We start from the raw sequence: 21,240 nt of genomic DNA, 5'->3' as shown, positions 1-21,240 counted from the left end.
TATGTATATGGTATCGAGTATAATCAGAAGTAACAAGAAGAAATTATTTTAAGGAGGGTAATAAATTGCAGAATTTCGTACGTCAATTCCATTACATCAATGAACAACACTTCCCTCTAATCCAAGGGATTGGTGTAGGACTAGGAAGTACTCATTATGATTGGGATGCACGTCAGCGAAAAGAACAACTGATCGTTTTACAAGTAACATTAAGTGGTCAGGGCTATATACAAATCGGGGGCAAAACTGTTCCCTTAACGCAAAACAAAGCCTTTTTTGCTAAAATCCCCGGGAATTATCGTTACTTCGGTGAGGATTGGCATTTTCTGTTTATAGAATTTTCAGGAAGTATGATGCAATGGTTGGATACCCCAGTTGCAGTGGTTGAACTATCGGAGGCGTTCATTGAACGGTTGCGAAGATTTATTCTTGATTTGAAAATGCAAGAAGTAACTGTTACACAAAATGCTAAAGCTGCCTTTACTCTTTTTTTAGATATCAAAGAAGAGGTGCAAAAAGAGAGCCAACAAAAAACAGCGGCCATCGAAGCGGTAAAAAAATACATTGATGAACATTATTTCGAAGATATCGGCTTAGAGTTTTTATCTGAAAAATATGAATTATCAAAATATAAGTTGATTCGACAATTCGAAGCAGCTTACAACTCGCCACCAATACACTATTTAAAAGAAGTACGTATCCTTCATTCATTATCGCTATTGTGGGAGGAAGAAACAGTGGAAACCGTCGCAAGAAAAGTCGGATTTTCTACAGGAAACTATTTTAGTAAAGTATTTAAAAAAGAGATGAGTATCTCTCCTAGTGAGTATAAAAATAGAAAAACACACTACTATTAATGACTAATTCATTTTTAATGATACCTACCTCACACTCTTTACAAAAAGGAATCGTACCCGATAAGATCAGATACGATTCCTTTTATTCTGCTTTTATATCCCTATTTATGATACGGTTCCGCGTATCGTAAGTGAATGATATTTTCAGTTCCTTTTACCAAATCTAGAAAAACCTATTTACATCAACGTTTCCACCACTTCCAAAAACCGAATTATTTATGATACGGTGCTGTGTATCGTGAGGGGATGATATTTTGAGACTCCCATTATTTAATTAATTATTCAAAAAAAGGGGTAGAAAATTCTACCCCATTTCCCAATTATGATTTTTTTGAATATAGTAGGTTTAATTAATTTAAATCAGCTTGAATATCACTTCCTTTTTGAGTGCCTCAGCAAGCGAAATGATCGTTTTGAAATTGGGTACAGATACTCCCGTTTCAATTCGAGAAATCGTTTTTTGAGGAATTCCACTCATTTTTGACAAATCAGATTGGCTTATTCCTAAATCACTTCGTGCTTTATGAATCTCTCCAGCAATTCTAATCTGAGTCCTCATGCTAAAATTTGGGATCTTTAAAGTAGCATCTTTAAAACTTACTAATTTTTTTTCACTAGTCATAAAATACACCTCCTAAATCAAATATCATAATTGTTTTGAACGACCATAAAATATAGAGGTTGGAATGAAGTATGAATTTCAATCTTGGCCGACTAGTCGGCTAGCAGTTTTACAATGATTTAGCATAGTCCAGTAGAGTATGATAATTACCATTTGTTATCTTAGTGCCAAATACCCATAGCACCCCAGACTTGTTTTTGAACACTAGTTTAATAGTTTTTCCATTTGTTGCTTTAAAGGTTAAAAAACCAACGTCAGTAGTAACAAAACAAAGTAAATCTTTTTCAGCATATCCTTTGTACATATGGATAGCAAATTCTTTATCTTCTTGTGTTTCTACATTGAAAAACCATTTCCAACTGCTAGTCGCTTTGTCGGTATACATTGCTATCTTCATAACTGCATACCTCACTTAATAAATTATAGTTTTCGCAACAATTATAACATAAATGTACTAGGGTGTCATCACAAAAACACCAGTTTAAAACTATTCTATTAATTTCTTCTCCTTATTATGCTTAGTCATGCCTATCTACATTCCAAAACTATCTTTTTGTCTAATTTTATTCTAAAATGGACTTATCTAGAGACTTTGAAATAGAACTAACTAAATCATATTCAACAAAATAATGTTACCTATTTCAGAAAATAACGGTTGATTGGAGTTTTACATATGGCAGTGAATAATCAGTTTAATGAGCTTACACGCGTTCAGATCCCTGCAATGGTACATTTGACACGTTTAAATTACGAATATCTTTCTTTGAAAAAATTAACTATTGATGAAGACACCGGTATTATAACAGATGTTTTCAGAGAACAATTTACTAAATTTAATCCTGAAGCGGAGTTCGAAAATGAATTCAAAAATATAAAATCAGAACTTGATCAAGATGATTTAGGTCGTTCCTTCCATGAGCGTCTTACAAATGGTGAACACACATTAATTGATTTTATTCATCCAAATAAGAATGTATGGCACATTGCTGCAGAAGTAGAGCATGAACGAGATGATGAAAAATTTCGTCCAGACATCACAATTTTTATCAATGGGTTACCTTTGGTATTTGTAGAAGTTAAACAACCAAATGTTATACGTGATGGATTTACGGGAATTAAGTCAGAGTCTAAGAGAACAATAGACCGACTCAAAAAGAAAGCATTTCGCCGTTTCAACAATATTACTCAACTAATGATTTTTAGTGACAATATGCCTTATGATTCCACATTAGGACAATTACAAGGTGCATACTATACCACACCTAACTTAAATAACTTGATGTTTAATTCCTTTAAAGAGCAAGAAGTTTCTGTATTTAACGTTCCTCCAATTGATGATGCAAAAATTGATTGTATTTTAAAAGATTTGAATAAACAAATTCTTAAAAATAGTCGAGAGTTTCAAACTAATTTAGAAAGTACAACACCCACTAATAAAATTTTATCGTCACTTTTGACGAGAGAGAGAATTTTATTCTTTATTAAATATGGTTTAGCTTACGTTAACGAGATTGACAAATCTGATGGTTCATTAGATATTCAAAAACATGTGATGCGCTATCCACAATTTTTTGCAACCAAGGCCATTAAAAATAAATTAGGAGAAGGAGTTAAGAAGGGCGTTATTTGGCATACTCAAGGATCTGGTAAAACGGCACTAGCTTATCACAATATTAAGTACCTTAAAGATGTCTACCAAAAGAAAAAAATTATTCCTCACTTTTATTTTGTTGTGGATCGATTAGATTTAGCCGATCAAGCAGCTGAAGAATTTATAAAGCGTGGATTAACTGTGAAAAAAATATCATCGTCTGCTGAATTAAACCAGCCATTCACACACGACGTTGCAGTAGTAAATATCCAAAAATTTAAGAACGAGACAAGTTTCATCAATAAATCTGGCTATGAACTAAGTGAACAAAATATTTACTTCATTGATGAAGCCCACCGTTCATATAATCCTAAAGGATCTTATTTGGCTAATCTCTATAATGCTGATACAAATTCAATCAAGATTGCATTAACTGGAACGCCATTAATCGCTCCTCAAAAATTTGATTCTACCGGGGAAGAAATTCTTGAAAATGCAGATTTAAAGACGACTCGTAATATTTTTGGAGAGTATATTCATAAGTATTATTACAATGATTCCATTGCAGATGGATTTACTTTGCGCTTGATTCGTGAAGATATTGAAACTCAATATAAAGCAGAATTACAAGCAAAACTTAATGAAATAAAGGTTCAACAAGGTTCTTTGAATAAGAAAATGGTTTATGCTCATCCTAAGTTTGTTGAACCGATGCTCAAATATATCTTAACCGACCTCAGACAGTTTCGTGTTGCCCAAGGAGATGACTCTATAGGAGCTATGATCGTGGCAAGTTCTTCTGAACAAGCTAAAGAATTATTCAAGCAGTTTAACGAAAGATACTCTAAAACTTATGGACACACAGCTGAGTTAGTATTGCACGATCAAGAAGAGAATAAAAGAAAGGTTAAAGCATTTAAATCAGGAAGCGTTGATTTTTTATTCGTATATTCGATGTTACTCACAGGATTTAATGCACCGCGCCTAAAAAAACTATATTTGGGTCGAAAAATTAAAGCTCATAATTTACTGCAAACCTTAACACGTGTCAATCGACCATATCGCGATTATAAGCAAGGGTATGTTGTTGATTTTGCTGATATATCACATGAATTCGATAAAACAAATCAAGCTTATCTTGAAGAACTGACACGTGAATATGATATAGGTCTTACTGGAGAAGAAGCCAAAAATATTTTCGGAAGTTTATTCGTATCAACAGATGAAATTAACCAAAAATTAGATGAAGCCGACAGTGTACTGATTGATTACCCTACAGATAATCTAGAGGTATTTAGTCAAACTATATCTGATATTACTGATCGTAAAACGCTAAATGAATTAAGATTGGCATTGATAACCATTAAAGATAATTTCCAACTAGCTCGCTTGTTAGGGCATACTGAAATTTTACAGCGAATTGATTTAGCATTAATATCTAAAATGCTGACTATGCTAGTTCAACGAATTTCTACTTTAAATCAACTAGAAAATGCAGACGATACTGCTGGTGAAGAGTTATTAAATTTGGTAATGGATGATGCTGATTTTATCTTTGTAAAAACGGGTGAAGCCGAACTTCAGCTAGCAGCTAACGACTTACAAGAAACGAAAAAGAAGGTAGCCAGCGGTCTTAAAGAGAACTGGGATAAAAAAGACCCAGAGTATATCTCACTTTTGGAGGAATTCAAGCGAATCATGGTAAAACAAAACATCTCCGAAAACAATGATTGGCAATTTATTAAAACAATGAATGAAGATTATAAAAAGATACTTCGCCAAATTGGAGAGTTAAATCGTAAAAATAGACAACTTGCTGCTAACTTCTCTGGTGATCGCAAATATGCTCGTGTTGCAAAACGTCTTAACTTAAGGAAACCTAGCGACAATATCGGACTATACAATGTTTTGAAAGGGGTAAAGGAAGGTATTGATAATGTTATCGTTAATAACGAAAACATTCTTGATAATGACAATTTCTTTGAAGGAAAAACTAAAGAAATTGTCGGGGAAACTTGGCGTAATCTGAACGGAAAAACAAATGTTTCACCACAGATACTAGTAAAAATATCTAGTTTAGCAACGAAAGAATATATTAATGAATTTGAAGGAGCACTGTAAGTAATGATTGAATCATATACAACAATTGTTAAACAGTTAGTTGATGACTTAAAAGCAATATCCGCTAATGCAGGGCTAGGTGGCGAAGCAGGGGAATATAATCTTGTCACACAGTCATTTTTATATAAATTTTTAAACGATAAATTTATATTTGAAATAAAAAAATTACACCCAGATTATGACTATGAAAAATTATCTAGTCTAAGTGAAGACGATTATACGATGTTACTTGATTTTGAGCTAGGAACTAATGCTGCACATTTGCATCCTCATCATTTAATTGAACATTTGTATAATCGCCAGAACGAAGATGATTTTGCTAAAACTTTTGATGATACATTGAATGATATAGCAGTGGAAAATAATTCGATTTTCTCAGTTCATACAGCTGGGAATTCTGACATTCGTTTGTTTGAAGAACGTCTTATCAATGATATTGTTCGTGACAGTAGTATGCGAAATGGTGTAGCAAAGCAGATCATCTCTAAACTCGCAATGGTTAAATTTGATGATGTTATCTTTGAACAAGGGTTCGATTTTTTCTCCACAATTTTTGAGTATATGATTAGAGATTATAACAAAGATGGTGGTGGGAAATATGCAGAATACTATACACCACATTCAGTTGCTAAGATCATGTCGGAAATTTTGATCGGTGATGACAAACCAAAATCGGTTAAAGCATATGACCCAAGTGCTGGTTCAGGAACGCTATTAATGAATGTAGCGAGTAAAATAGGAACAGATAGGGTATCTATTTATTCACAAGATATCTCACAGAAGTCATCAAACTTACTCAGATTAAATTTAATTTTGAATAATCTAAGTCATTCTATTAACAATATCGTCCAAGGAAATACCATTACTGAAAATAGGCATGCTGATAAGAAAATGGATTACATCGTGTCTAACCCACCCTTTAAGCTAGATTTTTCAGAATGGAGAGAACAAATAACAACATTACCTGAATATAGCGAACGCTTTTTTGCTGGTGTTCCTAATATCCCAAAATCTGCCAAAGACAAAATGTCTATTTATCTCCTATTCATACAACATATTATTTATAGTCTTAACGATACAGGTAAAGCAGCAGTGGTAGTTCCAACAGGTTTCATCACAGCTCAAGCAGGAATTGAAAAGAAAATCAGGCAACATCTGATTGATAATAGATGGTTAAAAGGTGTTGTTAGTATGCCATCAAATATCTTTGCAACAACAGGTACCAACGTAAGTGTAGTTTTTATTGACAAGACTAATAATGTCGAAAATGCTAAGGTTGTACTAGTTGATGCTAGTAAGCTTGGGAAAAAAGTTAAAGATGGGAAAAATCAAAAAACTTTATTAAGTAGCGAAGATGAAAACCAAATTATTGATGCATTTGCAACTCAAATTCCAATAGATGATTTTTCGGTTGTACTTGAATATAACAAAATAGCAGACAAAAATTATTCATTTTCTGCTGGACAGTATTTCGACATTAAGATTGAATATATAAATTTAACACAAGATGAGTTCGCTTCTAAGATGAATGAATTCACTTCAAAATTAGACTCACTGTTTGCGGAAGAGGATCAATTACGCATAGAAATTATGGAGCAATTGACAAAGGTGAAATATGAGTAAACAAATTTCATTCTCAAAAGTTAAAATCAAAAATATTGGAAAAGTTGTTACCGGAAAAACTCCATCAACAAAGCAGCCTGAATATTATGGTGGGAATTTTCTGTTTATTAGCCCTACTGAACTACACGGAAATTATTTGATACAAGATAGTGTGAAAAAAATATCTCAACTTGGAATGAATGCAATCAAATCAAATACTATATCTGGTCTCAGCATCTTAGTTGGCTGTATCGGATGGGATATGGGAAATGTATCTATTTGTACAGAAACCTGTGCAACAAATCAACAAATCAATTCCATTACTTTGATAGACGAAAGAAAATACAATCCATATTATATTTATTATTGGCTAAAAGGAAAAAAAGATTACTTATTTTCTCTTGCTTCCGTTACACGAACACCAATATTAAGTAAAAGTACTTTTCAGGAAATTGAAATTCCAGTTCCTTCAAAAAGTATTCAAGATAACATTTCCAATATGCTGCTTTCTTTGGATAAAAAAATTATGCTTAATGATCAAATTGTTTATGAACTAGAAAATCTTACTCGTACAATTTATGACTATTGGTTTATTGGATTTAATTTCCCTGATGAAAATAAAAAACCTTATCAATCAAGTGGAGGCAAGATGATTTATTCTAAAGACCTTAATCATAAGATTCCTGAAAATTGGGAAGTAAAAAAATTAGAAGATTTAGAATTAGCTGTTATTCGTGGAGTAACCTATAACAAAAATGATATTTCTATTGCTAATTCTTCATCTATCGGTATTTTGCGAGGAACAAATATTTCTAATAACAATATTAATATTAATGACTTAGTCTATATTAACTCTGATTTAGTTTCAAAAAAGCAAAAACTAAATCCTTTTGATTTAATAATTACAATGTCTAGCGGTAGTAAAGACCATGTGGGAAAGAATGGATTTTACTACTGTGATAATAAAAATATGAGTTATGGTGCATTTTTATCAAAAATTGATATTCCTAAAATATTAAAATTCTATATAGGAATGTACTTTCAATCAAGTCATTTTCGTGATTATTTAAATAAACAAATTTTAGGCACTAGTATAAATAACGTCACGAATGCAATGCTAACTGATATAAAATTAGCAATCCCAGATAAACAACTACTTCAGAACTTTAACACTATGGTTCAGCCAATTTTTTACCAGATACAACAAACCATCCAAGAAAAATATGAACTTGAAAAGCTTAGAGATTGGTTATTACCCATACTAATGAACGGTCAAGTCACAGTTGATAGTAACAATAATACCTTATAAATCGTTACGCACCTCCGTAACGATTGCCCTAGCTATTTGCAATATGAGAAAAATCGTGACGAACCATATTATATAAAATGCTATTAATCCATTTCTCCTTATCTCACAACAAAAAGGAATCGTACCCGATAAGATCAGATACGATTCCTTTTATTCTGCTTTTATATCCCTACTTATGATACGGTTCCCCTTTCTGGATCCGAAAGGCTCGATAGATCTGCTCCACCAAAATCAGCCGCATCAGCTGGTGTGGATAAGTCATTTTCCCGAAGGAGATTTTCTGATTGCTTCTATTTAATACCTTGTCGCTGAGTCCCAGTGAGCCGCCGATCACGAAGGCGAGCTGGGATTTGCCTGAGATGCCGAGCTTTTCAATGTCGCGGGCAAACTCTTCGCTGCTGGGCTGTTTGCCGTCGATGGCTAAGGCAAACAGGTAGTCGTTGTCGGAGAGCTTGGACAGGATGCGTTCGCCTTCTTTGTCTTTGACTTGGATCATTTCTGCATCGCTAAGTTTTTCCGGTGCTTTTTCGTCCGGTACTTCGATGACTTCGACTTTGCTGTAGCTTTGTAGTCGTTTTAGGTATTCATTGATGCCCTGCACCAGATATTTTTCTTTCAATTTGCCGACTGTAATTATTTTGATTCGCATTTTTTCACATCTTCCCGAGTTTTCTCATAATCTTTATCAACAATTTTATCATGAAGAGTTTTCGTATTCCACAATATTTCCACAAAGTTATACACATATACACAGACTTATCCACAGGTTCCGTCCTCATTCAGGGTTATTTTTACAACTTTTTCAATACAAACACATATTCCCATACAAGTTTATACACATTATCCACAAACCTGTGGATAACTTTCAGCCATTTTTTCCACACATTTCTTCTTTATTTTTTCATAAATCCGAGAATTTTTTTCTCATCTATATGAAATTTTACTCATGTTGTTCATAAAAAGTTCAAAGCTCTCTTGTAGACTAATAGTGTCAAGAAAAGCTATACTATATGTAAGTCCTACCAAAGAAATGAAGGATGAAATGATTTCCTTTGTCTGGGATTAAAAAGTTGTTTTTGCATGGACACAAAGAACGTTGATGAATGTTTCAATAAACATTCTCCTCTGCTTTTTGTACATGAAGCATTCTGCTAAGGAAGAAATTAGGCTAGTGGAGCTGGCAGCTATTCATGAGCAGCATTTTTTACAGGATTTACATAGGTAGTTAATGAATAATAAAATATCGGAGGATGTTAAATATGGACAGAAAAGACGTAACACCTAATTCAAATAAAAATAAAAATGGTTTAATGAAAAAACTTGGAATCGGTATTGCCGGAGGATTGATCGGCGGTTCTCTAGCATTCGGCGGACTTTATGCCATAACCGATATGGGTAACAACAATAGCTCCAACACCTCAGAGCTGACACCGACTGATAACAGCAGCGATACCAAAGTCAGCAATGTGAACGTCAATGTGAACAGTGATATCACGAAGGCTGTGGATAAGGTTCAAAATGCGGTTGTATCAGTTATCAACATGCAAAGCGTCAGAAAAAACTCTTCCAGCTTGTATGGTGGGTTATTCGATGAGCGAGGACAAAACGGGACCTCCGATTCATCAGACACTGCTGACGATGCAGATTTAGAAGCTGCAAGTGAAGGTAGTGGTGTGGTTTATAAGAAGGACGGCGATACAGCTTACATCGTAACCAATAATCACGTGGTAAGCGGTGCTCAAGGTTTGGAAATCGTTCTTCATGATGGTACGAAGGTAGAAGGCGAGCTTGTGGGAACTGATTCTTATACCGACTTAGCAGTCATCAAGGTAAAATCTGATAAAATCGATGCGGTAGCTGAATTTGGTAACTCTGACAGCCTGAAGATCGGTGAGCCTGCAATTGCGATCGGTTCTCCTTTAGGTTCAGACTATGCAAACTCTGTAACACAGGGAATCATCTCTTCTGTTAACAGAAATATCACGAACCAAAATGACGATGGCGATACAATCAACATCAATGCGATCCAGACAGATGCGGCAATCAACCCAGGGAACTCAGGTGGTCCATTAGTAAATATTGAAGGACAGGTTATCGGGATCAACTCAGTGAAAATCGTTCAGTCCAGTGACTCTGTCAGCGTTGAAGGAATGGGCTTTGCGATTCCTAGTAACGACGTAGTCAACATTATCAATCAGCTGGAAAAAGACGGCAAGGTGACTCGTCCGGCTTTAGGTGTAACTATGGTTGACATGACGAATATCTCTACACAGCAAAGAGAACAAATCCTGAAAACACCGGAAGACGTAACAACAGGTGTCGTGATTCGTTCCGTCCAAACAGCAACACCAGCTGAAGAAGCAGGTCTTGAAAAATATGATGTGATTACTGAAATCGACGGAGAAGCCATTGAAACAACGACTGACTTACAAAGTGCTCTTTACAATAAAAAAGTAGGAGATACAATGGAAGTTACTTACTACCGTCAAGATAAAAAGCAAACAACAACAGTTAAGCTGACAATCGATCAAGAAGCATTACAACAAACTGACGAATAATCAGCACTATGTATAAGATAAGCGGTGAGACAGAAGCAACTTCTGTCTCACCGCTTATTCGGATCTTAACACAAAAAGAGTTTGGGAATTTTGTCCCAAACTCTTCTTTGTATTACTTCGGTGTGATGTATGTCAGTGTTGACGCACCTTCAGCAGGAATCGTTCGAAAGGACACGATGCCGATCCCAAGTACATTCATTTCTGAAATCAAGATCGAACCATCTTCCTCCACATGTTCTACAAAAGCCACATGTCCATAGACTGGGTGGGCCGCAAGAACACTGCTTTGGAAGCAGGCTGCTGTTCCAGCTTTTGGCGTAGTGCTGACAGCATACCCTCTTGCCCTACCGCTCGCATCCCACTGATTGCCATTGCCCATATCCAGATCAATGAAACCGCCTAGTTGCGTGATGCGATTATACACATATTGAGTACAATTCCCCGCAGCATAACGATTCCCACTATCATAGTTCACTTGATCATAGGCAGGAAAAGTAAGGGTTGAGGCGGTCGTTGACATGCCCGCTACTTCAACACCTTCCATTTCTTCCCTGTCATACTGATCCAAGTCATAGGCTTCGATCAGCTGAATCAGCTTGCGATCATAGGCTCGATCGGTTGCATAGGTTCCTGTCAGCGCTGCCGCTGCCTTTTGATAGGTTTCAGCCTTGCTCTTCCAGGCCTTTTCGTAGATCGATCGATTGCCTTCTATCCCCTGCTTCAGCAGCTTTGCGTAATCCTCAAAGGATTCTTTATAGCTTGGATATGAGCGAAATGCCGCTGCTACTTGGTAATACCCCTCTTCACTATCTTCATATGTCAAAAAAACAACCTTTTCTCCTTCATACTCGCCTTTGATACCAAATAGATTATAATGGGGCGCTTGGCTAAGCTGACTGCCGCCGCTTCCGCTTTCAAGAATCGCCTGAGCCAGCATGATCGATGCAAATAAGTCATGCTCTTTTGCAACTTTTCTGGCCTGTTTCCCGATTGCTGCAATAAATTCCTCTGTATCTGCATTCTTTTCTATTTTTATATCTGTTACATCAGAAAACAAATCCTGCTTAGCCAATACTGGAATCGTCGGTACCGACTCAGCGATACTATGAGCTGTGCTGACTTCCGGTGCCGGCGTTGAAGCTGGGGAGGCGTCCGGCTGAGCTTCACTGGTTGCACTTGTTTCTGTTGTATCTATTGTTGACTCACTAGTTTCAGAAGAGCTCACTGTCTCTTCTGTCGTAGTCGTTTCTTCTGTCTCTGTTGCAGTTGTTTCTTCTTCAGACGTAGTATCTGTTGACTCCTGACTACTGTCCTCTACTATTGGAGCTTCGACAACTTCAGACAAGCTCTCTGAAAATGCCTGCACCGGCAAACAGCTGAACGCAATCAGACCGATCGAGCAAAGAGAAATTAGTTTTCTATTCATCGCCGTACTCCTTCATCTGCTTGATACATACACGATTAAGCTTCATCATTTTTTCTTTTCCAAATCACAATCACGCCTGCGGCAAATAAGACAAGGATTGCTGCAAAGCTAAAGGACAGCTCTGCTTTTTCACTGGTATTCGGCAATGAGTACGATGCTGCTGACGAAGAGCCACTTGACGGAAGAGATACGTTTGCCGTTGTCTTCTCTTTTTCTTTATAAAAGACCGTTTGACCGTAGTCTCCTTTGCCATCATGCTTGCAGTAAATATCTGTTTTTTCTTCATCGTTATACGCAGCTTCGTCGAAATAGACATTTTCATTTTGAATCGTATTCGCCGGGATCACTGTTTTTACTAGCACCTTGCCTGTACCATCGATAATCAGTTCACCTTCGAATTCATCATAGACTGTGCCTGTTTTTTCACCAACCAGCTTCGTTACCAGCGTTTTGCCTTCTGCAAAATTCTCACTGATCGAGATTTCGTCATAAAACACATTATCTACTGTCGGGTCGAACTCTTTACTATTATCATTCACATAGGCCTGTGTCCCCATCTTCGGTTCTTCTGTTTTATAGAATAAGGTCTGACCATAATCTCCTTTTCCATCATGCTCACAATACAGATCTGTTTTTTCTTCGTCATTGTACGCCGCTTCATAGAAATAAACATTTTCATTTTGGATCGTATTTGCCGGGATCACTGTTTCCACCAATACTTTGCCTGTGCCGTCAATGATCAGCTCACCTTCAAATTCGTCATAGACAGTACCAGTTTCTTCTCCGATCAATGTCGTTACCAACGTTTTGCCCTCTGCAAAATTCTCACTAATCGAGATTTCATCATAAAATACATTATCTACGGTTGGATCGAAGGCTTTTCCGCCATTATTCACATAAGCTTGTGTGCTCATTTTTACTGGTATCAGCGTATTGCTCCAGTCCGTTGTTGTCGTTTGTCCATCTTGAATCGTAATGAAACGTGTTTCTGTTTCACCTTCTGTTTGAATGTAGCCGTCAGGGAATTTTACTTCAGTGACTTTGTAGGTTCCCTCTGGAAGAGTGAAAACTGTTGCGACCGTTTCAGTTGTAAATTGGAAATGAACATTCTGATTGTGTTTAGAAACACCCTCGATATAAAATTCTGCTCCCGCAAGGTTCACAAAAGTGAATTTATCCCGTTTATTAAACGCCCATTCTCCTTTTTTCAGCTTGTTCTCGATCGTTCCTATATCATAGGTGATCAATTTTTCTGTGTTGCTGCCATATGGGATAGCGAAGGATGTCTGCACCTCATCCGGTGAACGATAATTTTCAGGAACGTTATGTTCAAATAGCTGGTACTCATTTTGTGTACCGCCATAGAAAGTAACATTGGAAGCAAAATTCCCGTCTTGGTCTGTTGTCATCTTATCAATACTGTCGCCAAATTTCCCAACGATTGTTGTCATATCTGGTAAAGTGATTGTCTCACTCGCTACCTTCTGCTCAAAAACAATTCCCTCAACAGCTTGTTCTACGTAGACAGGCTGCCCTTGTTTCATTGTTTCCCACTCGTCCAAATATTCCTTTATTTTCTTTCCTTTTAATCTAAACTCTTGGATTTCATTGGTAATGACGATTTCCACCGTTTGTCCTGCTTCAATCGTAAAATCAAAGGTTCCTGTTGCAGCAGCATATCCGCTAGGAGCTTTGACCTCCGTTACCTTTCCTGTTACTCCGTGGATCAGCTCGCCTTCATATTTTGCGATACCGCTGCTGTCTGTTGTAAAGTTGACTGTTTCTCCTGTTGACAGTTCAACCTTGAATTCCACTCCGGGGATCGGCAGTCCTGTCACATCAGACTTCTTATAGATTTGGAAGTCTCCGGTTCTAGCGAAGAATTCTGCGCTGATTCTTGTTGAAAACGATTCTTCAATTTCGTCGCCGCCAGGAAGAGCAATTAGATCCTGTAGACTTGAATCATGATCAGGGGTGTAGATTGCTGCTGCATAGCGCTTAAGTGTTGTTGTCACATCTGCCTCAATTACACCAGTATAATTAGCAGGTGCTTTCAGTTTAAAGCTGACATCATGCTTCAACGTATGTGTCCCAGCACTCAATGATTGACCTGTACTCGTTTCCCCAGTAATACCAGCTGGGATCGTAAAAGTATAGTAAATATCTCCACCTGAAGCAATTGGTGTATACCAGCCAGTTTCCTGTTCTTTTGTTGCTGTATTAAAGTCTGCCACCTGATGCTTATTCTGAATATCAAAAGATTGCTGCGGTGCATCCTGTACATTTGCTTTATCCAGTAAAAAAGCAACTGTCGGCTCAGTAGTGAACCAGCTAGCGCTAAAATCAATTTGAGGATGCGTGTTTCCTAAATAACTGTTCAATGCTACATAGACGTCGACATACTCGTAGCCATCCGTCCAACCATTTTGCATCGCGTAGTATAGAATATTGTAAACACCATTCGCCTTATCACCTGTGTACACATGCCTTGTATAAGAAGCTCCCATTGGAAAGCCCTTTGTCGGATTGATACACCAAGCCGGCAGTCCATCTATATATTTCACTGGATCATAAACCCAATGACCTCCTGCATATTCTCTTTGTATCTGTCCCACACTATTCCCGATTTCTCTTGAAAGGCTTGGTCCATTAGAATAACTGATGATACTTCCATCATTCGTATAGCCCCAATAATTTTGACCAGCAGCACTGGTTGTCGGTGTCTCCACCTCTGCCTGGATCAACGGTAATGGATCAAATAGGTCTGTCGGCAGTTGGATTGATTCCGATGTACTAGTACTTTCTTGTATTTGTGTACTACTCGACTCTTCTGTTTGTATCATATCTGCTGACGATTGCGTCGCTTCCAAAGCGCCTTCCTCTGCCAATACCTGAACCGGTGCGATCATAAACTGCGTCGTCATCAACAAAGTCGAGAACAGTGAAATGGCTTTTTTTCGTATCTTCATTTTATTTCCTCCTGATTTTTTATTTAAGTTACGGTGCTTCATCAAACAGGCGGTTCCCTGCTCCTCTTCATCTCTATCCTCCTCCTGACATTTAGCCAAAACAAAAAAGGTAATCGGAGATTTAAATAGTTTCCCAATTCCCTTTTCTTTATTGAACAAGCAGAAGCGGCTGAAACAAATGTACTGTTTCAGCCGCTTCTGCTTATTTATTTTTATTGATTTTTTTACCTATTACTCCGCTAGGATCACGGGGCTTCCATCAAACATCTCTTTCTAATATTTCTTTGCTTGCTTATCTATTATTGATCGATCCTTCAGTAAACACATTCTTCTTCAAGATATACATCTTGAAGGCAGGTCCTACAATAGCCGACAACCATCGAAATTACTTCCTGCTCAGGATGAATTCTTTCACTATAAGAGTTAAAACGCTCGTTTTAAAGCAACCGGAAACGAAAACTCTAGCAAAGTCGGATATTTTGCTCCCTCATTGGAGATCCTTGCAAAATCTTTGCATGATTGTGCAGTTTTCTGCACTGTGACACACCAGACTTACGAATGCTGGTTACTTCAAACCCTTTAGTAGTCACGCTGATTAGTTTGAAGAGGCCTCTTATTAGCCTATGATACTATTTAGTTTTTTCTGATCGATCATTGATTTTTCATCATTAAATTGTTATTTAATTATTATTTTGCTAACTACAGCAGCTTTACAAATGCTCATGGCAATACAGCTTCATTTCCTGCAGCCAGTCCTTGTATTCTTGCCCTTCAATCGATGCCAAGCTGCGTTCATGTTCACTGAGTTCATACTTTTTCGGTCTCGGTGCCTGCTTCAAGCGATTCCCGTTGGTACTTAACAAAAGACTGCTTCTATCCATACGTTTCCCAATGATGTTCCCCTTATTATCCATCAGCAGCTTTATTTCAGAATAGATTTGTTTCGTTGCTGTCAGCTGACCGATTTCCTGCTTATGCCGCTCGCCATCTTCCACTAAGTAAATAAAACGTCTGGCCTGCTGATGATAAAGCTGCCAGAAACTTTTGTTGAAAAGCTGAACGGTGGCATTTTCCAGTCTTTCTATGTCTTTTTGCTGAATAGGAAAGTTCTTAGCCATCTCCCATCCCCTTTCTTCGACTTAACAAAGCTGCAGAGTAAGAGCTGATCGATAAGAAGCCTCTTTCCGTCCACTGCTTTGCCACTTCAAACGGGCGTATCTACCTCTCATCACAGTACTCTTTAACAAGCAACATATAAAGAGACAAAAATCTAAAAAATACCTTTTTGCTCCTGTTCTTTTTATTGTTTACTTGTTATAATATTAACGTTGCAAAAAGTGCAGCAAAAAAGTCTGTATAGTTTGTGGTTTTGCATGAGTTGATGCCCCATATTTCTTAATCCACTGCGCCAACAATGAGTTAAGGGGGAGTACAGTATTATCACTTATTCATTTGCCGACTCTTTCGGTGCCACTACATGACTCGAAAGAAATTATTCGCTTACTAAAAATAGCACTCGAAAATTGATTCGAATATATTTTAGTGACTTTTTCATTGATTTACTAGTAATTGAAAATGTCGCTTTTTTACTCAATCATTCGGAAAATTTATTTTTCTTTATTTGTAACGTTTTTCTTTTATCTGATTATCATTATAATACAAAACTTAGATAATTAAAACATTTTTTTATAATTTATTTTTATATTGAAATTTTACGAGTATTTACTACGATTTACATACTTTATTCATGAAAGGGGTTTATCATGCAAATTGGAGAAATCATTCGATTTTTACGTACTTACCAAAAAATGAGTCAATCAGAGGTTGCTGAAAAATTAAATGTTCGTGTGATGAATATTTCAAACTGGGAACGTGGTATCAGTCAACCACCAGCAGAAAAGATCATGGAATTTTCTCAGTTGTTTCAGGTTTCTATCGATACGCTGTTTGGCCGGACAACACTGGATAGTTTCACGAATCAGAATATTTATGATATTCGTGATCTTGCACTGGAGCTTCAAACAGTCATGAATGATTTGAATAAGGAGGACATCGACAAAATTTTTCGTTATGTGTATGAATTGAAAATCATGAACTTAAGAAAACAATTCAATTATGACTCCTTTGAAATCGAAAGCTGTGTTGATAAGCTTCTTAGTCATGATAACTGTGAGATATATGAGCTGGCAAAATACTTAAGGAGGCTGCTCGATGAGTTTGGGGCCATCCATGGAAAACGCCAAAAACAGTTATTGTTCGACAGTTTTCTTTTGGTGGAGCTTAAACAGGAAGACACGCCGGAATTCTTGAATGTTCAACGTGGAATATATGAAGAGCTTCTACCACTTGATTTATTTATCATTGCTTGGCGAAAGGGAGATACCACTTTAAGAGAAGTGGCTGAACGATTCAATATCAGTCATGACTTTGTGCAAAACACTGTAGAGCATTATATAGTTTCTATTGGACATACCCATTCGGTCAACGATTATTTGGTTGATTTCAGTGAGACATTGATGACTGACACGCTTTCTATTCAAAAAAAAATGGACACTGAATTAACAGAGATCCAAAACTCGCCGCTTCAAGTAAATAAGCTGACTGAAGCAGCCCTTCTAAACAGAGCGATTGATCCGCTAGCCTGAACCTTTATTACGAATAAACAGCGAGCCAAAAGCTTCTCTTTCTGCTTATCTTTCAAAGCAAGAGGCTTCTGGCTCGTTTTTTGTTACCTATGGATTATCCCTGAAATACTTCTTTTGTCAGCGAATCTCAAAAAACAATTCTTTCACATCCAAATGAAAATAATCCGAAAGCAACAGACCCAACTCCAACGACGGACTATATTTTCCACATTCGATCGCCTGCATCATCTGCCATGAAATGATTATCTGCTCATGATACTTGTTCCTATACAGATTTTCTATTTCCTCGGCCAGTTCATGGTAAGTCAATGCCCTGCGTTCTCTTAACTCTTTCAAGCGATTCTTACTCTTTTCCTTCTTCACGTCATTTCCCTTCCTAAAAAATAATGTCTATATAAAACGCTTCGGCAAAAGCATTACACAAAAATAATCTGCTATATGAATCCCATAAACATTAGCTATTGTTTATGATGACAACAATAGACACCATGCTTATCCAATCATATTCATATAACGAAAAGCTGTGCTTCCACAGATGTTCCGATCCAAATTTCCAGAATTGAAACACCTCTGTCCCTCCTACAGTCAGCCTTCCAACAGATTCTTCGACATACCCAGACAAAAAAACCGAGATATCCGTTATCATGTGCATACACACACTATAAACAACATCTCAGTTCCTCTATTTCAAGTTTCAAAAAACAATTTTTGATAATTACTCCGCTGAAAACGGCGCTCCAACTATTGCATCAAACGGCAGCTCTAAAATACCTTTTTTCTCTGGTGCATTAGGTACATTCAACTCTTTGGCAGAGCAGATCATTCCCAAGCTCTCTACACCGCGCAGCTTGCCTGGCCAGATCATCATACCGTCGGGCATCATTGCTCCCGGCTTGGCAACAACAACCTTCTGCCCCGCCTTGATGTTTGGCGCACCACAAACGATCTGTAAAACTGTACCATTATCAACCTCTGTTTGTGTAATGGACAAGTGATCGGAGTCTGGATGCTTCTTGCATGATTTGACAAAGCCGATCACGATTTTAGGCTCATGATCAAGTACCAATGTTTCAGAAAAACCATCTTTAGCAATCGCTTCATTCAAGCGGTCAAGCTGCTCTTGAGACAGTTCAACCTGTCCTTGTCCGGCAATATCACCTAGGATTTCAGACACATCAAAAATATTCCAGGCAACGATTGTACCGTCTTCTACAGTGACCTTCGCTGTACTGCCTTTACGTTCAACATGATTTTCCTGTCCTTGATCATCTGCAACGATGACCATCAGCACGTCACCGACATGCGCTTTATTATATGAAAAAATCATTTATTCTCCTCCTCATTTTTCATTCTGTTCCATCTTAACAAAAAAGCGAGTATCTGCCTATTGCTTTTGCCGTAAAATTCCTTTTCCTCGGCGCAAAGCTCTCAAAAAGTGACTGGACCTTTGTCAGTCAACTGACAGTCCAGCCACAGGAAGCATGTATAGATGAAGCACCGTCTCAGACGGATACTCCTTTTATAAATTCTGTGATTTCCGCCTTTGTTTTACGATCTTTATTGACCAGACGTCCCAGCTCTTTCCCGTTATCTAAAACAACAAAGCTTGGAATACCAAAGATGTTCCATTTTGCTGCAACATCGATGAATTCGTCACGGTCGACCTCGACAAACTGATACTCTGGAAAGGCTTCTTCGATTTCAGGCAGAGCCGGCTTGATGAAGCGGCAATCTCCGCACCAGTCAGCGGTAAAGAAGAAAACAGTTTTTCCATTTTCCACATAACCAGCCAGTTCCTCCAGCGATTTTGGTATGATCATTTGCGCTTCCTACTTTCCGTAAATAATTGTATTAACAGTCGTACGATCCAGACCTTTCAGAACTTGGATCAGCATTTCTCTCGCTGCTTCAAAATCTCTGATGCTGAACATTGTTTGGTGGGTATGGATATAGCGTCCGCAAACGCCAATCACAGAGCTTGGTACACCATCATTCGTTGTATGAGCGGCCCCTGCATCTGTTCCGCCTTTAGAAACAAAATATTGGTAAGGGATGTTGTGCGTTTCCGCTGTATCAAGCAGGTATTCACGTACACGAGGCAACGTGATCATGCCCGGATCGAAAATACGCAGCAGTGTTCCTTCACCTAAATGCCCGAAGGTACCTTCTTTTGTCTGAATATCGTCAGCAGCTGAGCAATCTACAGCGAAAAATAAATCAGGTTTGAACTTATGAACAGATGGCTTAGAGCCTCTCAAACCAACTTCTTCTTGAACATTTGCACCAGCAATCAATGTATGTCCCAAAGCTTCATTTTGCAGCGCCTCAAGAGCTTCCAATACCAATGTACAGCCGTAACGGTTGTCCCATGATTTTGCAATGATATTTTTACCATTGGCTGTCTTGATTGTTTCAGTCTGTGGAACGATTGTATCGCCTGGACGGACACCAAAGCTTTCTGCTTCTTCTTTCGATTCAAAACCAGCATCGAACAACACATCTGTTACCTCCAGTTGTTTCTGACCGCTTGTCCCTCTTAATAAATGAGGTGGGATAGAAGAAGAGATACATGGATAATCGCCCTTCGCTGTTTTCAATGTAAAGCGCTGCGCGGAAACTACATACGGATTCCAGCCGCCTAATGGGACAATGCGAAATAGTCCGTTATCTTGAATGTGCGTCAGCATAAAGCCGACTTCATCTAAATGTGCTGCAATCATGACTCTTGGTGCTTCACTATCCTTTGCACGTTTGATCCCAAAGATCCCGCCTAAGCCGTCATATTGCACGTCATCTACTAAAGGCGTCATATGCTTTTTCATATATGCTCGAACGTCTTCCTCAGCTCCGCTAGTCCCTTGAAGCTCTGTCAATTCCTTGATTCGTAAAAATGTTTTGTCATCCATTTTCTTTGACCTCCGCCTTGTTTTTACCTCGAAACAAACAAAATCTTTTTGATAAAAACTATCAATGTCGTTTATTTCTCTCATTTTCGAGATTTCTCATTTATTATAACGCAAAATTATTTTATTGAACATTTTTTTTATTTCCATTAGACTATGTTAGAATAGGAATAGGATAACAGACAGCTATCAATACTTGAAATAGACGGAGGGTGTTCCTGATGGGTGAAGAAAATGAATTGAGTTATTTTAAAAACGGACTGGCTTTAGGTGCCGGACTGGGCGTTGTCGGCGGTGTTCTGTCCACCCTGTGGTTCCAAAGAAACCGTACGCTGGACGCAGATCTCGTACTGGAAAATATAAAAGATGCCTTTTTGAAGGAAGGACCGATCGAAGGATCATGGATCGAATTCGAGAAAAAACCACTTAGAAAGTTCGCCATCCATTCAAAAACTTATAATGGCGGTATTTCCCGTATAGAAGACGGCTCTTTGGTTCAATATGCATTTGTTGCAGATGCACAAACCGGAACAGTGATCGATGTGACTCGTTTATAGGATAAAGAGAAGAGAGTGTACTCGTTTTTGCGGGAGCATTTTTTTCTCTTTTTAGTTACTCCGTTTTAGTATTAGAAATC

The 21,240-nt window shown here is 37.7% G+C and carries 17 protein-coding genes; 7 read left to right on the top strand and 10 right to left on the bottom strand.

Features of this window, described 5'->3' with window-relative positions; all coding sequences use genetic code 11:
* Window positions 1–65: 65 nt before the first annotated feature.
* Window positions 66–857 (top strand): helix-turn-helix domain-containing protein, encoded by a 792-nt coding sequence (locus I6N96_RS13435; RefSeq protein WP_209558067.1) that lies wholly within the window; start codon window positions 66–68, stop codon window positions 855–857.
* Between the two features lie 355 nt (window positions 858–1,212).
* Here I6N96_RS13435 and I6N96_RS13430 read toward each other — a convergent pair whose 3' ends face one another.
* The gene (locus I6N96_RS13430) at window positions 1,213–1,479 is read right to left on the bottom strand and encodes a helix-turn-helix domain-containing protein (RefSeq protein ID WP_209558066.1); all 267 of its coding nucleotides are present in this window, start codon (window positions 1,477–1,479) and stop codon (window positions 1,213–1,215) included.
* Window positions 1,480–1,588: 109 nt separating this feature from the next.
* On the bottom strand, window positions 1,589–1,876 hold the full coding sequence (locus I6N96_RS13425; RefSeq protein ID WP_209558065.1) for a hypothetical protein: 288 nt from the start codon (window positions 1,874–1,876) through the stop codon (window positions 1,589–1,591).
* A 276-nt stretch (window positions 1,877–2,152) separates the two neighbouring features.
* Here I6N96_RS13425 and I6N96_RS13420 point away from each other — a divergent pair, with 276 nt between their 5' ends.
* Genes I6N96_RS13420 through I6N96_RS13410 form a run of 3 tightly spaced genes read left to right on the top strand, consistent with a single transcriptional unit; the run spans window position 2,153 to window position 8,102 of the window.
* A complete protein-coding gene (locus tag I6N96_RS13420; protein ID WP_209558064.1) occupies window positions 2,153–5,191 on the top strand; it encodes a type I restriction endonuclease in 3,039 nt (1,012 codons plus the stop codon).
* A gap of 3 nt (window positions 5,192–5,194) precedes the next feature.
* Window positions 5,195–6,814 (top strand): HsdM family class I SAM-dependent methyltransferase, encoded by a 1,620-nt coding sequence (locus tag I6N96_RS13415; RefSeq protein ID WP_209558063.1) that lies wholly within the window; start codon window positions 5,195–5,197, stop codon window positions 6,812–6,814.
* Entirely contained in the window at window positions 6,807–8,102 is a 1,296-nt protein-coding gene (locus I6N96_RS13410) for a restriction endonuclease subunit S (protein ID WP_209558062.1), read from the top strand. The genes I6N96_RS13415 and I6N96_RS13410 overlap by 8 nt, the downstream gene beginning before the upstream one ends.
* 169 nt (window positions 8,103–8,271) lie before the next feature.
* Here the strand turns inward: I6N96_RS13410 and rlmH are convergent, their stop codons facing one another.
* Window positions 8,272–8,751 (bottom strand): 23S rRNA (pseudouridine(1915)-N(3))-methyltransferase RlmH, encoded by a 480-nt coding sequence (gene rlmH, locus I6N96_RS13405; RefSeq protein WP_209558061.1) that lies wholly within the window; start codon window positions 8,749–8,751, stop codon window positions 8,272–8,274.
* Between the two features lie 610 nt (window positions 8,752–9,361).
* Here rlmH and I6N96_RS13400 point away from each other — a divergent pair.
* Window positions 9,362–10,660, top strand: a complete 1,299-nt coding sequence (locus I6N96_RS13400) for a S1C family serine protease (protein WP_209558060.1) — start codon at window positions 9,362–9,364, stop codon at window positions 10,658–10,660.
* A gap of 112 nt (window positions 10,661–10,772) precedes the next feature.
* On the opposite strand, the gene I6N96_RS13395 is transcribed toward I6N96_RS13400, so the two are convergent.
* The 3 genes from I6N96_RS13395 to I6N96_RS13385 all read right to left on the bottom strand — a co-directional run bounded on the left by I6N96_RS13395 (window position 10,773) and on the right by I6N96_RS13385 (window position 16,173).
* Window positions 10,773–12,086, bottom strand: a complete 1,314-nt coding sequence (locus tag I6N96_RS13395) for a glucosaminidase domain-containing protein (protein WP_209558059.1) — start codon at window positions 12,084–12,086, stop codon at window positions 10,773–10,775.
* Between the two features lie 35 nt (window positions 12,087–12,121).
* Window positions 12,122–15,055, bottom strand: coding sequence for an MSCRAMM family protein (locus I6N96_RS13390; protein ID WP_209558058.1), 2,934 nt, complete (start codon window positions 15,053–15,055; stop codon window positions 12,122–12,124).
* Window positions 15,056–15,765: 710 nt separating this feature from the next.
* Complete coding sequence (locus tag I6N96_RS13385) at window positions 15,766–16,173, bottom strand: hypothetical protein (protein ID WP_209558057.1); 408 nt, start codon at window positions 16,171–16,173, stop codon at window positions 15,766–15,768.
* A 645-nt stretch (window positions 16,174–16,818) separates the two neighbouring features.
* On the opposite strand from I6N96_RS13385, the gene I6N96_RS13380 reads away from it, so the two are divergent.
* Window positions 16,819–17,700, top strand: a complete 882-nt coding sequence (locus I6N96_RS13380) for a helix-turn-helix domain-containing protein (RefSeq protein WP_209558056.1) — start codon at window positions 16,819–16,821, stop codon at window positions 17,698–17,700.
* 117 nt (window positions 17,701–17,817) lie between these two features.
* Here the strand turns inward: I6N96_RS13380 and I6N96_RS13375 are convergent, their stop codons facing one another.
* The 4 genes from I6N96_RS13375 to pepA form a co-directional block, all read right to left on the bottom strand.
* A complete protein-coding gene (locus I6N96_RS13375) occupies window positions 17,818–18,063 on the bottom strand; it encodes a helix-turn-helix transcriptional regulator (protein ID WP_209558055.1) in 246 nt (81 codons plus the stop codon).
* Window positions 18,064–18,415: 352 nt separating this feature from the next.
* Window positions 18,416–19,027: a YtpR family tRNA-binding protein gene (gene ytpR, locus I6N96_RS13370; RefSeq protein ID WP_209558054.1), complete on the bottom strand. Its 612-nt coding sequence runs from the start codon at window positions 19,025–19,027 to the stop codon at window positions 18,416–18,418.
* Between the two features lie 175 nt (window positions 19,028–19,202).
* Window positions 19,203–19,520: a thioredoxin family protein gene (locus I6N96_RS13365; RefSeq protein WP_209558053.1), complete on the bottom strand. Its 318-nt coding sequence runs from the start codon at window positions 19,518–19,520 to the stop codon at window positions 19,203–19,205.
* A gap of 9 nt (window positions 19,521–19,529) precedes the next feature.
* Entirely contained in the window at window positions 19,530–20,606 is a 1,077-nt protein-coding gene (gene pepA, locus I6N96_RS13360; protein ID WP_209558052.1) for a glutamyl aminopeptidase, read from the bottom strand.
* Window positions 20,607–20,824: 218 nt separating this feature from the next.
* Between pepA and I6N96_RS13355 the strand changes: the two genes are divergently transcribed.
* Window positions 20,825–21,160: a peptidase gene (locus I6N96_RS13355; protein ID WP_209558051.1), complete on the top strand. Its 336-nt coding sequence runs from the start codon at window positions 20,825–20,827 to the stop codon at window positions 21,158–21,160.
* Window positions 21,161–21,240: the final 80 nt, after the last annotated feature.

The sequence above is a fragment of the Enterococcus larvae genome (genome assembly GCF_017830045.1).
In the GTDB taxonomy this organism is placed as follows: Bacteria; Bacillota; Bacilli; order Lactobacillales; family Enterococcaceae; genus Enterococcus_L; species Enterococcus_L larvae.
The sequence above is the reverse complement of the archived record's forward strand: the minus strand, read 5'-3'. Positions and strand labels throughout refer to the sequence as shown.

Coding starts and splice junctions, on each gene's coding strand:
- I6N96_RS13415 (WP_209558063.1), top strand. CDS start 5,195: ATGATTGAATCATATACAACAATTGTTAAACAGTTAGTTGATGACTTA.
- I6N96_RS13355 (WP_209558051.1), top strand. CDS start 20,825: ATGGGTGAAGAAAATGAATTGAGTTATTTTAAAAACGGACTGGCTTTA.
- rlmH (WP_209558061.1), bottom strand. CDS start 8,751: ATGCGAATCAAAATAATTACAGTCGGCAAATTGAAAGAAAAATATCTG.
- I6N96_RS13420 (WP_209558064.1), top strand. CDS start 2,153: ATGGCAGTGAATAATCAGTTTAATGAGCTTACACGCGTTCAGATCCCT.
- I6N96_RS13410 (WP_209558062.1), top strand. CDS start 6,807: ATGAGTAAACAAATTTCATTCTCAAAAGTTAAAATCAAAAATATTGGA.
- pepA (WP_209558052.1), bottom strand. CDS start 20,606: ATGGATGACAAAACATTTTTACGAATCAAGGAATTGACAGAGCTTCAA.
- I6N96_RS13365 (WP_209558053.1), bottom strand. CDS start 19,520: ATGATCATACCAAAATCGCTGGAGGAACTGGCTGGTTATGTGGAAAAT.
- I6N96_RS13385 (WP_209558057.1), bottom strand. CDS start 16,173: ATGGCTAAGAACTTTCCTATTCAGCAAAAAGACATAGAAAGACTGGAA.
- ytpR (WP_209558054.1), bottom strand. CDS start 19,027: ATGATTTTTTCATATAATAAAGCGCATGTCGGTGACGTGCTGATGGTC.
- I6N96_RS13400 (WP_209558060.1), top strand. CDS start 9,362: ATGGACAGAAAAGACGTAACACCTAATTCAAATAAAAATAAAAATGGT.
- I6N96_RS13395 (WP_209558059.1), bottom strand. CDS start 12,086: ATGAATAGAAAACTAATTTCTCTTTGCTCGATCGGTCTGATTGCGTTC.
- I6N96_RS13390 (WP_209558058.1), bottom strand. CDS start 15,055: ATGAAGATACGAAAAAAAGCCATTTCACTGTTCTCGACTTTGTTGATG.
- I6N96_RS13425 (WP_209558065.1), bottom strand. CDS start 1,876: ATGAAGATAGCAATGTATACCGACAAAGCGACTAGCAGTTGGAAATGG.
- I6N96_RS13430 (WP_209558066.1), bottom strand. CDS start 1,479: ATGACTAGTGAAAAAAAATTAGTAAGTTTTAAAGATGCTACTTTAAAG.
- I6N96_RS13380 (WP_209558056.1), top strand. CDS start 16,819: ATGCAAATTGGAGAAATCATTCGATTTTTACGTACTTACCAAAAAATG.